14 protein-coding genes are annotated in these 14,671 nt (G+C 60.1%); 3 read left to right on the forward strand and 11 right to left on the reverse strand.

All coding sequences use genetic code 11. From position 1 onward, the window contains the following. Positions 1 to 200 precede the first annotated feature (200 nt). Positions 201 to 1,088 (reverse strand): SDR family oxidoreductase, encoded by an 888-nt coding sequence (locus tag AC1KVE_RS15755; protein WP_481092888.1) that lies wholly within the window; start codon positions 1,086 to 1,088, stop codon positions 201 to 203. A 134-nt stretch (positions 1,089 to 1,222) separates the two neighbouring features. Here AC1KVE_RS15755 and AC1KVE_RS15760 point away from each other — a divergent pair, with 134 nt between their 5' ends. The 3 genes from AC1KVE_RS15760 to AC1KVE_RS15770 all read left to right on the forward strand — a co-directional run bounded on the left by AC1KVE_RS15760 (position 1,223) and on the right by AC1KVE_RS15770 (position 4,752). Further along, complete coding sequence (locus tag AC1KVE_RS15760; protein WP_046345376.1) at positions 1,223 to 1,657, forward strand: winged helix-turn-helix transcriptional regulator; 435 nt, start codon at positions 1,223 to 1,225, stop codon at positions 1,655 to 1,657. 501 nt (positions 1,658 to 2,158) lie between these two features. Further along, on the forward strand, positions 2,159 to 2,656 hold the full coding sequence (locus AC1KVE_RS15765; RefSeq protein WP_046345378.1) for a hypothetical protein: 498 nt from the start codon (positions 2,159 to 2,161) through the stop codon (positions 2,654 to 2,656). Beyond that, a complete protein-coding gene (locus AC1KVE_RS15770) occupies positions 2,653 to 4,752 on the forward strand; it encodes a methyl-accepting chemotaxis protein (RefSeq protein ID WP_481092887.1) in 2,100 nt (699 codons plus the stop codon). The genes AC1KVE_RS15765 and AC1KVE_RS15770 overlap by 4 nt, the downstream gene beginning before the upstream one ends. 89 nt (positions 4,753 to 4,841) lie before the next feature. Here AC1KVE_RS15770 and AC1KVE_RS15775 read toward each other — a convergent pair whose 3' ends face one another. The 10 genes from AC1KVE_RS15775 to AC1KVE_RS15820 form a co-directional block, all read right to left on the reverse strand. Further along, entirely contained in the window at positions 4,842 to 5,285 is a 444-nt protein-coding gene (locus AC1KVE_RS15775; protein ID WP_481092886.1) for a YfeK family protein, read from the reverse strand. Between the two features lie 97 nt (positions 5,286 to 5,382). Next, a complete protein-coding gene (locus AC1KVE_RS15780; protein WP_245229724.1) occupies positions 5,383 to 5,676 on the reverse strand; it encodes a glycine zipper domain-containing protein in 294 nt (97 codons plus the stop codon). A gap of 169 nt (positions 5,677 to 5,845) precedes the next feature. Further along, on the reverse strand, positions 5,846 to 6,649 hold the full coding sequence (locus AC1KVE_RS15785; protein ID WP_481092885.1) for a hypothetical protein: 804 nt from the start codon (positions 6,647 to 6,649) through the stop codon (positions 5,846 to 5,848). 72 nt (positions 6,650 to 6,721) lie between these two features. Then, positions 6,722 to 7,168 carry a GNAT family N-acetyltransferase gene (locus AC1KVE_RS15790; protein ID WP_046345381.1) on the reverse strand — a complete coding sequence of 149 codons (447 nt, stop codon included), beginning with the start codon at positions 7,166 to 7,168 and terminating at the stop codon, positions 6,722 to 6,724. A 1,001-nt stretch (positions 7,169 to 8,169) separates the two neighbouring features. Next, positions 8,170 to 8,478, reverse strand: coding sequence for a hypothetical protein (locus AC1KVE_RS15795; protein WP_146095357.1), 309 nt, complete (start codon positions 8,476 to 8,478; stop codon positions 8,170 to 8,172). 303 nt (positions 8,479 to 8,781) lie between these two features. Further along, entirely contained in the window at positions 8,782 to 9,135 is a 354-nt protein-coding gene (locus tag AC1KVE_RS15800; protein ID WP_481092884.1) for a SymE family type I addiction module toxin, read from the reverse strand. Between the two features lie 1,750 nt (positions 9,136 to 10,885). After that, positions 10,886 to 11,107, reverse strand: a complete 222-nt coding sequence (locus AC1KVE_RS15805; RefSeq protein WP_481092883.1) for a hypothetical protein — start codon at positions 11,105 to 11,107, stop codon at positions 10,886 to 10,888. A 1,252-nt stretch (positions 11,108 to 12,359) separates the two neighbouring features. Further along, a complete protein-coding gene (locus tag AC1KVE_RS15810) occupies positions 12,360 to 12,788 on the reverse strand; it encodes a hypothetical protein (protein ID WP_481092882.1) in 429 nt (142 codons plus the stop codon). Between the two features lie 71 nt (positions 12,789 to 12,859). Beyond that, positions 12,860 to 13,261, reverse strand: coding sequence for a hypothetical protein (locus AC1KVE_RS15815; protein WP_184457881.1), 402 nt, complete (start codon positions 13,259 to 13,261; stop codon positions 12,860 to 12,862). An 883-nt stretch (positions 13,262 to 14,144) separates the two neighbouring features. Continuing rightward, positions 14,145 to 14,453 (reverse strand): DUF6959 family protein, encoded by a 309-nt coding sequence (locus tag AC1KVE_RS15820; protein ID WP_481092881.1) that lies wholly within the window; start codon positions 14,451 to 14,453, stop codon positions 14,145 to 14,147. Between the last annotated feature and the right edge of the window lie 218 nt (positions 14,454 to 14,671).

Genomic DNA, 14,671 nt, shown 5'->3' on the forward strand with positions numbered 1-14,671 from the left:
TGCCGACGCAAAGGCCGAAGCGCGTGCTGTGCACGGCCATGGCGTGCTGTCGTCGTCGCCAACGCGTGGGCAAGGGACGATGACTCAGAATCATGGCAAAGGCGGGTCATCGCCCGCCTTTGCCGGATCACGCACAGCGTGGCGTAGCGCCGCGCCGATGCTGCTGCGGGCTGTCGAGCAGCACCGTGCCAGGGCTCGGCTCAGCCGCCCGGCGTTGCCTGCAATGCCGCCGCCACCGCATCGCGCAGCGGGGTGGTCGGGCGGCCGATCAGCTGGCTCAGCGTGTGGCTGTCGTCGAACAGGCTGCCGCCGCGCGAGGAGGCCGAACACTGCGCCAACACCTGTGCGAATGCAGCCGGCAGCCCGATCTGCACCAAGGCCGCTGCGTAGTCGGCTTCGGGCAGGTCGTGATAGGCAACCGGCTTGCCCGACTGCTGCGTCACCTCGGCGGCATACTCGGCCATCGTGAAGGCCGTATCGCCGGCCAGTTCGTAGACCTTGCCGGCCTGCGGCGTGTCGGCGGCCAGCACCGCTGCGGCGGCCTCGGCATAGTCGGCGCGCGTGGCCGCACTGATCCTGCCCTCGCCGGCGCTGCCGATCACCGCGCCATGCGCCACCTCGGCCGCGATCGAGCCGGTGTAGTTCTCGGTGTACCAGCCATTGCGCAGCAGTACGTGCGGCACGCCGCTCTCGCGCAGCAGCGCCTCGGTGGCCACATGCTCGGGTGCCAGTGCCAGCGTGCTGGTATCGGCATGCAGCACGCTCGTATAGGCCAGTAACTCCACGCCGGCACGCTTGGCGGCTTCGATCACGTTGCGGTGCTGCGGCACGCGTTCGCCCACCGCATTGGACGACACCAGCAGCACCCGGCCCACACCTGCGAAGGCCTGATCCAGGCTCTGCGGGTCCGCGTAGTCGGCGCGACGCACGGTGATGTCGCGTTTTGCGAACTGCGCGAGTGACGCAGTATCGCGGGCCGTTGCTACGATCCGAGCGGCCGGGACACGCGCCAGCAATGCGTCGACCACCAATGCGCCCAGCTGCCCGCTGGCGCCGGTGACGAGGATCAGGGGGGAGGTGTGTGCCATGGTGAACTCCAGTAGGTATTGATAAGAGGTGTGGTCTACTATCTAGACTCTTGGTCCGCGCACCTATTGTCAGGGCCGTTCGAACCTCCGCAAGGAGGCAGTTTTCCACCCCCTGGTTACCGTGAGATATCCCAGTGAACGCGATTGCTCTGTTTCCGCCGCCGCCGTCCCTGCAAGGTATGCCGTTCGACGCCACCAAGTGCCCGGTGCGCGACGTGCTCGATCAGATCGGCGACAAATGGACCATGCTGATCCTGCTGACGCTGATCCCCGGCCCCTCCCGCTTCAGCGCCATCCAGCGCGCCGTGCCGGACATCTCCAAGCGCATGCTGACCCAGACCCTGCGCAACCTCGAGCGCAACGGCATGATCACCCGCAAGGTCTACGCGACCAAGCCGCCCAGCGTGGAATATGCCTTGTCCAAGCTCGGCGTGGCGCTGCTCGGCCCGATCTCGCAGCTGCTCAACTGGGCAGGCGAGAACCACGCGGCCATCCGCTCTGCACGCGAACGCTTCGATCATGCCCAGCAGCCGGCGGTTGCGCTGGATGCCGACGAAGCGCTGGCGTAAGCGCCGGTTTGCAGTATCGGCAAGCGAGCTGACGGCGCTGACTTCCGGGTGGGCGCCTCGACGCGTTGGAGGATCGCCTAAGCGCTTGCACTAGGCGCAGCGGTGGATGGATTTCCGCGTCTGCTAGATGTGCGTTGTTGAGGCATCGATACTCGGGCCCGGAAGCGTAGGCGGCTCAGTGGCGGACTCGCCATGCATCGCCGCTGTCGAGGGCACGCCCTGGCACCTGGACCCGAATCCAGAGTGACGACATCACAGCCACCACGGCCTGCCATGCATGCAGCAGCCCCACCGTCGATCTGTGAACGCGTGCTCACAAAATCCCGCGCCGGATAAACGACTGCCAGCGCAGCCACCCCACGCGTTACCCGCAAACCCTTGCGGCGTAACGGGCCTGGCGTGTGCTATCGCTGCCATCGCTAATTTCAATCGCAAGCTGGCTCAAGCGTCTGCACCGGCACCCGATAAGGGGCTCACCTTACCTCGCGAATCCGCTGCGCCATGCCCGTCTTCGGCACCCTGTCCGCCTCAACGCGACGCACCCTGGGCGCTGCCCTGCTCGCGCTGTGGTGCGGCTGGATCGCCGTGGCCTGGACCACGCCCCACGCGCAAGCCACCGACGTCGCCAGTGCATGGGCGCAGGTCCAGGCCAGCCTGCCGGCCGCGCAGCAGGCGCCGATGCTGATCGGCGTCGCAGGTGCCTGCGCCTGCACCGACCCGGCCGCCGATCGCGCCTGGGCCGTGCTCAGCAGCGCGGTACGTGCGCGTGGCGGCCAGGTGCGCATGCTCGACACCCCCGCGCTGCGTGGCAGCGGCTATGCCGTGTGGCTGCTCGGTGCCGACGGCCAACCGCGCTACGCCGGCCCCGCAGACGGCGGCGCCGTGTGCGGCACCGCCGGCACGGCGGATTGGTCGCGCTGGTTACCCGATGTCCTGGCGCGCACCCCGGGTGCCGCGCTGGTGTCCCCTTGTCCCTGTGCCGTGGAGTCGCTGTCATGATGGAACTGTCCGCATCGGCACCGCCGACCTCCACCTACGCCACCCGCCTGGCGATCAAGGCCGACCGGCTGTTTCTGTGGCTGGCCGTGCTGCAGAGCGTCGGCTCGCTGGGCCTGGCCTGGTACCAGGGCCAATGGACCACGTTTCTGGCGGTTACGCTGCCTAGCCTGTTGCTGATGGCCTGGCAAGTGCAGGCCAACCCCGGCACACGCCTGACCCGCATCACCAACGCGCTGGTGCTGATGGCCCTGGTCGCGGCCACCATCCAGCAGGCGCATGGCCTGGTGGAAATGCACTTTGGCGTGTTCGTGATCCTGGCGCTGCTGCTGTACTACCGCGACTGGCTGCCGGTGGTGGTCGCCGCAGGCGCCATCGCCGTGCATCACCTGGCGTTCTACTGGCTGCAATCGCGCGGCATGCCGGTGCAGGCGTTCACCGTCGGCAGCGGCTTCGGCATCGTGGTGCTGCATGCCGGCTACGTGATCGTCGAAACAGCCTTCGTCTGCGTGATGGCCATCCAGCTGCGCCGCCAGGTCGATGCCCTCGACCACGAGGCCGAAGCGCTGGCCGAACTGGCCGACACCCTGGCCACCGGCGCCACCTTGCCGCCGGCCATCCTGCAGCAGCCCTTCCGCAGCGGCTCGCTGGCGCAGGCGCTGGTGCGCATGAGCGTGCAGGTGGAAGAGCGCATCGCCCAACAGCAGCAGCTGCTGCTGGAAAATCGCCGTATCCGCCTGGCGCTGGATGCATCGGCAATGGCGGTGGCCATCGTCGACGGGCAGGGCGCTGCCATCTATCGCAATCAATCGTTCCAGCAACTGAGCACGCAGGTCGATGCGCATGTGCTGCACACCGCACTGGCCGATGCGGTGCAGCTGGGGCATGACGCAGGCAGCAGCAAAACGCGCGCGCTGGCGGCGTTGCAGCTGCAGGAAAACATCACCCCGGTCCGCGATGACGACGGCGCCTCGCTGGGCGTGGTGGTGGAGTGGCAGGACCGCACCCAGGACCTGGCGCTGGAAGAGCAGCTGGCCACGGTCATTGCCCAGGCTGCGCGTGGCGAGCTCGGTGCCCGTCTGCAGGGGAATGCAAGGAGCGGCACACTCGGCCAGCTGGCCGAGGGCGTCAACCAGTTCCTGGCCATCACCGACGACAGCCTGCAGGACATGCGCCGCATGCTGGCGGCGATGTCACGTGGCGATCTGACCCAGCGCATCGACCGCCACTGCGAAGGCGTGTTCGAGCAGATGAAGCGCGACGCCAATGCCACCGCCGACGAGCTGGCGCGCATCATCACGCAGATCCGCAGCTCCAGCACCGCGATCAATCACGCCGCCGGCCACATCCTGACCCGCAACGATGCCTTGGAGCAGCAGGTGCAGCGGCAGTCGGCCACCCTGAGCCGCACCGCTACCCAGATGCAGGCCGTGCTCGGCACCATGCAGGAGCACACCGCGCAGGCCGCCGACGCCGACAAGCTCACCGCCGCCGCTTCCGAGGCCGCACGCAGCGGCGGCGACACCATGCACCAGGCGATGGGCACCATGCAGCAGATGGAACAGGCCTCGCGCCGCATCCAGGACATCGTCTCGGTCATCGACGGCATCGCCTTCCAGACCAATATCCTGGCCCTGAACGCCGCCGTCGAAGCTGCACGCGCCGGCGAAGAAGGCCGCGGCTTCGCCGTGGTTGCGGGCGAGGTGCGCGCGCTGGCATTGCGCTCGTCCACCGCCGCCAGCCAGATCAAGACCCTGATCGGCGAATCGGTCACGCATATGCAGGCCGGCGTGCAGCAGGTACGCCACGCCGGCGAAGGCATGCAGCACATCGTCGCCACCATCGGCCAGGTCAGCAGCACGCTCAGCAGGATCGCCGTCGCCTCACAACAGGAAGCCGGCAGCATCGCGCAGGTGCATCACACCCTCGCCGGCGTAGACGCCGACATGCGCGACGGCGTCACCCGCATGCAGGACGCCAGCGCCGCCGCACGCGCCATGGGCGACCATGCCGCGCAGCTGGAAGATGCAGTGAGTGCGTTTGTGGCCGATGAGCGCGATGGCAGCGCTGAGGCAGCGCAGAGGCTGCGCGTTGCCTGATTTACATCAGCGTATCTGCTGTCCAGCAGCAATTGCCAGCGCCTCAGGCAACGCTGCAAGGCAGATGCTGTGGTGCTGACGCCGGCCGATTACTTGCGCAGCTCCCGCAGCTTGCCAGTGAACCAGGATTGGCTGGATACCGGCGCAGTGTTGCCGCAACGCACCTGATACGGCGTGCCCGACATGCTGCTCTTGGTGGCAGCAAGCTCGATGAAGGATTCGGTAGACGTCACCAGCCCCTTCTTCTGCAAGTAGTCGTACTTGCGCTGCAAGTGTTCACTGGCTTTGGGCGCAGCGTACCACGACCCATTGCGCGAAAACTCGCAGTTGGATTGCGCAAGGACCTTGAAAAGCTGATCGACCTCACGCGTGGTGGCGGGCGAAACCCCTTGGGCCGAAAGCGATGCACAGGCACCGAGCAGGAAAACTGCAAGACACGATCTAACGTTCATCGACCGAATGGTAGCGCATGCCAGCGCTTTGCCGACCGGCAGCGAGGAGCGGTACCGAAACAGCTGCGAATCCGCTGCCATGGCTGCATGTCACAGCGGTTACCAGGCGGTATCAACGTCGGCTCCGGCAGCACAGCGCAGTCGGCGAGCGACATGCGCGTGCCACCTCGTGCCGGCGTCAGATGGCACCACGCCGACGCGCCCAGGCAATGCCGAACACGGAGCCAAGCGACAGCCCCAGGCCGAGGCCTTGCGGCAGGTTGCCCATTGCTGCCCCGAGGGCAGCCCCCACGGCTGCAAAGATGCCAATGCTGATGCCGACCAATTTGGAATAGAGCTTGGTATCTGCTGGTTTCAACATGAGCATTCCTTCGTTGATAGTTGAAGCGATCCACCTGACGATTACATTGCGCAGGCGGGAACTGACGCGCACCACGCGTACCGATTCTAATGTCTTGGGCTCGCGTTGCAACTCCGGAACTCCGCGCTGCGTAGCGGAAGCGTGACATCACGCCAACAAACAAGGCTCATTTTCAGCACATGAGACGGCAATGCACGCTTGCTCAAGCGCATTCGGACTCGTTATAAAAGCGTTGCTTTGCGAGCTCGCACAGACCAGCGGCAACGCAGCAATGGAGTCATCAGGAAGAATGCTCAACATCGGGCGGCGCGTATCGCAGCAGCGTTGAGCCCTCGAAGTAATTCCCGTAGTACTCGCTCGCCCTCAGCCCCGGATTCGCCTCAAAATCGATGTAAGGCTCGGAACAATGCGGGCAGCGAAAAGGATTGAGGTAGGCGTAGCGGGACCCATCCGGTGCCAACGGTAATGCGTCTTCCAGCACAGCAAGCGCTTCGGCATCCGGCTCGGACAGCGCTGCAGGGCTGCCAGGCAGATGGCTATCGACGGTGATGGTGTACTTGCCGGACCCCGAGTAGAAGTATCCCGCGTTGCTAAAACCCGCGTGATAGGAGCGGATCAGGAACGAACGCTGGCAGTGGTCGCACTCACAGGAAAGCAGCACGTTGCCACCGGTGACTAATCCGCTGAAGTGCAGACCCCTTGCAAAAAGCCCCTTGCCTGCAAGTGCGGAACTGCTGACGCTGGCGCCCGGCAGAAAGAACGGCTGAAACCTGATCCCGGATGCTTGGCCATTCGCAAACGCATCTGGATCGAGCTGCTCGGTCTGCGAAATGACACAGTCTGCCTGGCACCCGAGGTTGGGATGCACGCGAACGGAAAAGTGGAACCACCCCGTCGCAGCACCGAGTTCATGTCGGTGCACCTCTCCCGCCGAGTCGGCAAACTCCAGGACGCTGTTGGCCTTCAACCACGCACGGGGCTTGAGCTCGCATGGGACATCGCTCTCGGTAACGTGGCACAACTCTCGCCCATCGGCGCGAACGATCAATAACGGAGCGGCTTTCTTCTTGAAGATGGAGAACATGCTTTCCTTGGCGGCAGTGCGTGAGTGACAGATTGGAACGCTGGGCGCGAGCGCAGCAGAAAAATGGTAGCTCTACCGAAGGTTCGGCGCTGCGCTCGCGGTGTTCCTCTTGAAGGCCATGCCTACACTGGCGGGCGCAGTCAACACGAAACCGAACTGCTGATAGAGCCTGTAGGCCTGACCATCCGCAATCAGGCTGACGTACGCCGATTCAGGGACTTCCTGCTCAATATAATTGGCGATCTCGCCCATCACAGCCTTACCCAGGCCACGGCCCTGATGTTCTGGCAAGACGGCAATGTCCACCACCTGATAGAAACAGCCGCCATCACCGATAACGCGCCCCATCGCCACCGGTTCGCCATCGCAAAGCACCTGCACGCTGAAGAGCGAGTTGGGCAGCCCGCGCTCGGCGGCTTCAAGTGCCTTCGGACTCAAGCCGCTTGCTTGCCGAAGATGCCGATACGCTTCGACAGTCGGTGTTTGATGCACAACGCGGTAGGGCGTTGAATGAGTCATTGCAAATCCCTGTAGCACCGAACGGCTACGCTCATTCGATTTGATAGGTGGATGAGGCTTGATTGAAATTCTAGGACGAATCAGCGGGAGAACCAATAGATGCGCTGTTTGCCTCGGTCACTGGAGCAAGCATTTCCAGGAGAGCTTTAGCCAACAAGCGAACCTGCTCCCAAGCGGGGTGCTGCATTGCTACAAGATTTACGGTGCGCCCCGAGCCTCCTGGTATGTCTCATTGACCGGAACAAGATGTGCCGCAGCCATAAATGCAAGAAGAGCAGATTCCTGCTGCTCTGTGAAGAAGCCAGTAACTATCAGGTTATGTCCGTACAGAGCATCATCTCGTAGCTCCCAAGCGGTGTTGTAGTCGCCCATCGCTTGGCTGCTCCTACTCTGGCTCGACCAACGCCTCTACAGTAAAGGGGAAAGCATTGTATGAGAGGTGTAATGCCTCAATTGCCGACATTTGTGGGGGATCAGACATGGATTTCAATAGCCCGGCTAAGTTGGACTGTTAGGCGTCTTCGGCTTGAGCGAATAGCTAAGTCGATCGGCGAATCGGCTTCGGCTCGAATGAATTGTCAGGCCGCATGCTGATACGTCACGGCGGCAAATCCAATGATTGCTGCAAGGATAAGCATGACAATCCATCCTGACCTCTGATGGAACGGCACTGGGTTGCACCCAATCTGCGCTTCCGCCGCCGAAGCGTTAACTATCCAGCCGTGGGAGCAAACGGGGCAAATGAGCTGGTACTGCTTGGAGATAACCCATCCGAAAAGATGGTAGAAGTGTCCGTACGTGTACTTGAGACGCAGTGTAAAGACTTGCTCTTGCTCGCACCTCTGGCAGTGCTCATGCTCTGCCAGGTCGAAGGTCAGCACTCGCTCGCCCCATCCCCAAAGAATCATCTGTCTCCCTCGAAATATCCTTAGCGGTCCAGCAACTGGATTAAACAGAACCGCGAACTGGATCCGGCTTGAACGACTTGCCCGGCGTCGCCACTAGTCACTGCTCCCGGCACAGCCAGAGTCCCCCGCATCGCAACCGGAAAAACCAGCGTCCTGACCAGCCGATGCGCCACCATCGGATGACAGATAGAGCGGGTCACTTGTATCGGACGACGTGGAGCCAGCTGCCTGAGAAGAAGCAAATGCCGCACAAACCACCGCGCCAATGACTGGAACAAGCCAGATGAGGGCAACTTGCAATGCGCGTTGTGATGGCGACAGCACCGAAACGCGAAGCACGGCAACCGATGCAACGATATTGCCAAGCGCAAGTACCACACCCAATAGAAGCATCAACTTCATCCAAACCTCCAAGTCGCCTGACTATTACCGGGGTTGCCCGTGTGGCGTAAAAACGATCCTCGCCGAGTCGTCCATTGCCGTCAATCGCTGCAAGCCTTTGCAACAAACGCTCGTTATACCAGCGCGGCTGCCCATGACCATGTGCTATGCCATAGTCAAGTTGATCCAATGTGAGATGCAGGACGACGGCCTGGTGCTCCACCTTTGTCCTCCTGCGCGAGAAGCAGTGAGCGCGCAAGGTGTGATGCTAAACGCGTTGCGCTTGATGCGGGCGTTGGTCTGCATGCTGCGCGACGCATCTGCTTAGTCCTTGGGTGCCACGCTGACGACCAGCTCGCCGTTGCGCATGCGGATGTTGAGTTTGCTGCCGATGGTGAAGCCCAGCTGCTCCAGCCAGCGGCCGCGCAGGCGCAGCGTGGGGATGCGTTGGTGGCTGTCGGGGTAGTAGCCGTAGCCGACGGTGCAGTGTTGCGGGGCACGCGGGTGGCCTGGGCGGCGCGGCTTGCTGGGATCGGGGCGGGGCTCGGGGATGGGGGTGCGCTCGAGGTAGCGCCGCGGCGTGATCGTTGGGTCGAGCGAGTGCCAGCCGATCTCGGTGGGCGGTGGCACCGTGGCGCGCTTGCGCGCTGGCTTGGGACTAGACGCGGATCGACGCATGGCAAAGCCCTCCTTGACGAACAGGCCCCGCCGCCGGGTGGCGACGGGATGTCGGGAGGTTAGAAACCGCGTACAGACGGCGGGCTTATTCCCCTTGCGGGTGTTGTATTGGCCGCCCTCCCGACGCAGAGCATCGCGTCGGTTGCACCCGCAGAATCTGCAGGCACAAAAAACCCACCGGTCTTTCGGAGGTGGGTACCGCTGTACGAGGAGTTTCTACGCTCCTTGAGGAAGAGATTGCTGCGTGTTTGTTGGGATGTCAACTGCCTCGACAAGCAGGGAGCCGATCAGCGTCCAACGAAGCCGTTGCCCATACCGATGAGACATCTGGAAAATAACCCCGCCCCCTTATTCTCAATTTTTAGCGGGCTGATGCACCTCAGACTCCGGGCGAAGAACGCGGTATCCGAGAAAGGCGCACAAGACAGCCATAGTGATGAGCAAGCCTTTGAACACCATAAAATTTCCAGCTAGGTCTAACGCCTGAGTTAAGCCGACTCACGTAGCGGTTTCGGCTTGCGTGAGTTGCTGTGGCTCAGCGTTGCTAGAACGTAGCCTGCTAGTGCGTACAACATAGAACGCAAGATACCCCACGGCTCGAGTAACTCACCGACATGCGCACCCAGTGCCAAAGACAGAGCCATGTCCGTCAGCTGTACTAGCAAGAATGCAGCACCTACCTGCCAGGCCCTACGAGTCGGGGCACCAGTGGCAAGGCGCCAATAGCAGACGACTGCGATAAGCCCAGTTGCAACACGCCTGAAAAGGCGGGCTCTCTCTACTAGTTGGTCGATCGTTGCCGGTTCGATCTGTGAATGAGCCACCCAGACTCCGCTGAGAACACCGACACCACTGGTCAAGATCATGAGTAGAGCAGACCAGCCAACGACGCGCTTCCAGTTCACAGCACTCTCCCCCTGAGTTCCAACACCGGAATCAAGCCGACTCGCGAAGCGGCTTCGGCTTGAATGAAGTGCTAGGCGTCAGCTTACCGCCCATTGGCACGACTAGCCTCCTGAAAAAGCGCAGCCAGGTTCGAGCTGGACATCTTGCTGAGCCTGTCATACGCGGATTTGGTGGCGGAATCGGTCCCAGTACCTTCGCCACGCAACTCAATGCCACCGTTCCCATTCGGCGTGAGGATAAAGACGAACGGCGCAGCGGGATTGGGCGCGCTAGCAGCGACCACTACGGAATGCCCGTCAGCGCAGCCATATATCAGCCACTCATTGCCTCCGAACTGCTTCAAGGCCGGTCCAATGTTGCATTGAAGCGCGGGTTGCTCAGTGGCAGGCACAGTCGACGAGCTAGCAGCGAGAAGTGCGATGAATAGAGTTGCGATCATGTCTGCTTTGCTGCCTAGCACCTGAGTTAAGCCGACCCGCGAAGCGGGTACGGCTTGAATGACTTGTTAGGCCCCGGACCTGCGCGTCACCAGCCAGCCAACTATGGAGCTCGCAAGCCCGCCCCAAACCACTCCGATTGGAAACTGCATGCCGATGAGGTATGCAACGCCAGCACCGATCCCCGAGCCCGCTAAAGCAAACCATGCTACTTTACGCTTTCGCGCGAGATAAGCGGTTTCCGCTATACGCTTTTGGCAAATCTGCTCCTGAGTACGCAGATCCGGCCCCAAAATGGTCTTCGCGATTGCGTCGGCTTGTGTCCTTTCCATCTTGCCATGACTCCTGACAGCGGCGAACGCCTGAGTTAAGCGACGCCGCGAAGCGGCGACGGATGGAATGGATTATCAGCCCTGCGCCCGTGCACCTTTGGCCTGCACGAACCGACCGATCACATAGACGACAGCGCCGCAAAGCAGCACCACGCCACCGATGTTGCGGACAATAGCTTGGAGATCTCTATCCGGAAGAAAGAACGAGGTAAAAGCTATCACTCCCAGGGCGACCAAGACCAGCGATCTGCCAATCTTTAAGTAGGGGTTGGAACGGCAAAATCGGGAGTCGCTCATGATCTTTGCCTCAAATGTCAGGTGCGAAAAAGCAGACGCAACGCCTGAGTTAAGCCGAACCGTATAGCGGTTTCGGCTTGAATGGATGGCTAGGCCGCAAGCCGGCGTAGCCTGTCCCACGACTGGCGAAGCCCCACAAGGTGCACTAGACCAATGGCGAAACAGGTCGCCGAGCTCACGACCCAGAACGTGAGGCTGTTGCCAGGGAAGTAGGCCATGACCGGGACAAACGCCACACCGCGAACGATGTAAATACCTGTGACCGCCGTAAGGACTGTTCGACGTAGCAGAAACGGCCGGAATACACCTGCGGCCGAGAGTGCGTACGCACTCCAAATGGCCAAGATGGTGGCGATTGCTAGCGTGACCACTGTGGGGTACCAGCTGCCTTCAGCGTGACGTTGCGCCATCTGCTCTCCGGCGCCCAAGAGGCGGAAGAGCGGTGCGCCCACTACCAAGCATGCAAGATGTGCCAGTGCTGCAACGCCACTCAGTGCGCCGCCGACGATGAGAAGCTTGTTGGTTGGGCCTTCCACGCGATCTCCCTTGCGGACTAACGCTTGAATTAAGCCGCGTCGCGAAGCGGCATCGGTTTGAATGAATTGTTAGACCGCTGCCTATTCACCTTGTCCCCTCATGTTGGTTATCTCAACTATCTCTGTGACAGTAAGGACATGTTTGCAGCGACCAAGGCCACCATAGCTACCTCTGGGACCAAGTCTGCCACGTAGGACAACGTGTGATGTACCCCACGGGCCACTTGCATCTTTCGCGGGAAGTTCAGCTTTTTGCATGGATATGCCGCTGAGGCACCAATCCTCCTTTTTGCCGTCAGGAGTGAAAATGGCGTTCTCGAAGTTGTAGAAGTATTCACCGCCATAGGCTGGATGTTTGGTGGACCCTGAGGAACAAGCTGTCAGTGATGTGCAAATCACCATTGTCAAAATTGCGAAATTCTTCACTGCTGCGCCCTAACGTCCGAATTAAGCCGAGCCACGAGGCGGCGTTGGCTTGAATAAATTCTTAGGATTCATCTGTGGGCCAAACCTCGACCAAGTCACCGTCGACAAAGCCGACACATGCTGCGGTCGCGATGCGAAGCATCGTTTGCCTGTGAGTTAGATGAATTCTCATTAAAAGATCTGACCTATTTAGTAACGCACCCCTGTGCTTGTTCCCCCGGTGCCCGCGACAGAATGTATGAGTACGAATTTGAGTCGCTGAATCGGCTTGAATGAACTGTCAGCAGTCATTACACGTACATTGCCCTAGTGCCAGGTTTGGAACTCGCTACGCGATCTGAAAATCCTGCGTAGAAAAATGGAATGTTGTGACCGGCGTCGCCAGCAATACGCCCGTGTACTTTGCTCCATGTGACTAACGCGATATGACTTTCTGGCTCTCCAACGATCAGAATTGGTTGGTCATACTCGTCGTGCCAGAAGAACTGGCCGCCGAATTGACGATAAACAACATCCAAGATGTAACAGCCAACGCGCTGAACGATTTCTGTGATCTGACCCTGCGGCAGGTCTGAGAAGTAGTTGCAGGCTTCTGCAAGTATCTCTTCAATAACCTCTAGGCTCTGGGAAGAGTAGTTCAATGCACCACCAGCGCGTTCCTGAAGCATCTCAATGCACTCGACAGCCAAGCGCTGTACTTCGCTCCTTGTATCACTCACCAACTTCTCTCCTATGACGGCTAACGACTGAACTAAGCTAGCCCGCAAACCGGGTCTGGCTGACTGAATTGCTAGGTACCGCCGACCCCTACAATAATGCAGATTGCCGGTGTGGTTAAGAACCAAACAACTGGTAGCCAGACGAGCTTACGTGCCCGGAGCCACAGCGGTTTGAGGTGGGGCGGGATAGTAGACGACGGTCGTGCGATCCAGCCTAGCTCACGAAGATTGTTGTGGTAGCCAGGACCAAGACCAGGAAATTGCGTGAGGTATTCCCAGGTGGCTCGATCAACTGCCAGAAGATCTCGACGAAAGCGGATGTTGAGTAGGGTGCCAGCGCCGCCGGCAAGTGCGAGACTACCCACGCTATAGAGCGTGGTCAGCCACTCTCGTGGACCGACCACACCGAAACGCAGCAAAAGAACCAGAGCTGCAAAGATTCCCCATGCAACAAATAGCCATCGAACTTTCATGCAGTGCCTGTCGCCTGAATTAAGCCGACTCGCGAAGCGAGTCCTGCTTAGATGAATTGTTAGACGTGCCTACGCAGACCAGCAATGCAGTGGGCTGCCGAGCACGCCATGGGCGCCGAGGTTGCTCACACTCTCACCCCAAAAGCAATAGAAGCGGCTCTGCTCTGGTTGGTACACGAGCCAGTAGCCTGCTTGATGAGCGACGCATTGACCCGAGACGCATTGACCCGAGATGACTTGGCCAAGCGCCATGTCGGGAAAGCCAGGCGCCATGACTGTAGCGCTAACGGGAAATGGTTTGCAGACGTTGCGCCGGATGCTATCCGCTAGCCCAGCAAAGTAGCTTTTGGCGTTGACGCCGGAATTGACGTACACACCGTAGTGTCAGATAGCTCGACCTACAGTTTCGCAAGTAGCGGGTTATTTTATTGTACATCTAACGCCTAAATTAAGCCGATCCGCGAAGTGACTTTGGCTTGAATGGGTTGTTAGGCGGCGCGCCTAAATAGCAAATGTGGGAATCTTCGAAGTGACCCTTTGGGTCATATGGTATCCTACAGCTTAGCTGTATATCATCTTGTTTCTTGTCATCCAAGATCATGAAATCACTATAGATTTTTCCATTTAGTGTGAAGCATGGACGGATTGGATACCCGTCAATCGACGCCCGAAATTTTCCCGACTGATCCGTCACGGCCGCGAGAGGAGCGGCACCGCAATCAGAATAATCATCGATGTTATGTGGAAGTCTCACCTCTATGCCTGGCGTAGGCTTTCCATCCACCGTGAATAATCCTTCAATCATGCGGCCTGGGTTATGGAAGCCACTGATCGCAATAGCAAATATGAGGGGGAGATATCTCATGTGCGGCCTACACCTGAATTAAGCTGCGTCGCTAAGCAACTTCGGCCTGAATGAATAGTTAGGCATCAGCGTCTCTACGAAAGGTAGCGCAAACTGATGCTCATTGAATACGGTCTTGTAGTGAGCAGGCATACTTAGCAGCTTATTGTGCAGATCTTGAAGTTCGTCCCGGACATCAGGCCTATCCCACAATGCCTTAGTGGCTTGAGCGCATAGCGTATGAAGGGTGTCGCCCTGTACGAGTACGCCAGGGAACTGGCGGCCAAGATGCCCAATCACCGGCATGTTTGATCGGTCTGAGAAAATTTCAACGCTCTCAACGTACATGATCTGATGCCTAAAGTTTGAGCTAAACCGACCCGCGAAGCGGGTTCGGCTTGAATGAATTGTTAGGCCTCATGCTGAGGCTCGGCCCGACGATATGCAACATGGGCCAATGGCTCCAGAGCTGTAGGCACGGGAACAGTAAGGTGCTGCTGGTCCAGTTGCCACTGCGCTGGAAAGTCAGCGATGACCTCGGCGGCGGAGCAAGAGCAACTTTCCCG

The organism is Xanthomonas sp. NCPPB 2864 (assembly GCF_056675615.1).

Excerpts from the sequence above, each read along its gene's own strand:
- AC1KVE_RS15770 (WP_481092887.1), top strand. The coding sequence starts at position 2,653 with ATGATGGAACTGTCCGCATCGGCACCGCCGACCTCCACCTACGCCACC.
- AC1KVE_RS15815 (WP_184457881.1), bottom strand. The coding sequence starts at position 13,261 with ATGAAAGTTCGATGGCTATTTGTTGCATGGGGAATCTTTGCAGCTCTG.
- AC1KVE_RS15765 (WP_046345378.1), top strand. The coding sequence starts at position 2,159 with ATGCCCGTCTTCGGCACCCTGTCCGCCTCAACGCGACGCACCCTGGGC.
- AC1KVE_RS15775 (WP_481092886.1), bottom strand. The coding sequence starts at position 5,285 with ATGGCAGCGGATTCGCAGCTGTTTCGGTACCGCTCCTCGCTGCCGGTC.
- AC1KVE_RS15790 (WP_046345381.1), bottom strand. The coding sequence starts at position 7,168 with ATGACTCATTCAACGCCCTACCGCGTTGTGCATCAAACACCGACTGTC.
- AC1KVE_RS15755 (WP_481092888.1), bottom strand. The coding sequence starts at position 1,088 with ATGGCACACACCTCCCCCCTGATCCTCGTCACCGGCGCCAGCGGGCAG.
- AC1KVE_RS15795 (WP_146095357.1), bottom strand. The coding sequence starts at position 8,478 with ATGAAGTTGATGCTTCTATTGGGTGTGGTACTTGCGCTTGGCAATATC.
- AC1KVE_RS15820 (WP_481092881.1), bottom strand. The coding sequence starts at position 14,453 with ATGTACGTTGAGAGCGTTGAAATTTTCTCAGACCGATCAAACATGCCG.
- AC1KVE_RS15805 (WP_481092883.1), bottom strand. The coding sequence starts at position 11,107 with ATGAGCGACTCCCGATTTTGCCGTTCCAACCCCTACTTAAAGATTGGC.
- AC1KVE_RS15800 (WP_481092884.1), bottom strand. The coding sequence starts at position 9,135 with ATGCGTCGATCCGCGTCTAGTCCCAAGCCAGCGCGCAAGCGCGCCACG.
- AC1KVE_RS15785 (WP_481092885.1), bottom strand. The coding sequence starts at position 6,649 with ATGTTCTCCATCTTCAAGAAGAAAGCCGCTCCGTTATTGATCGTTCGC.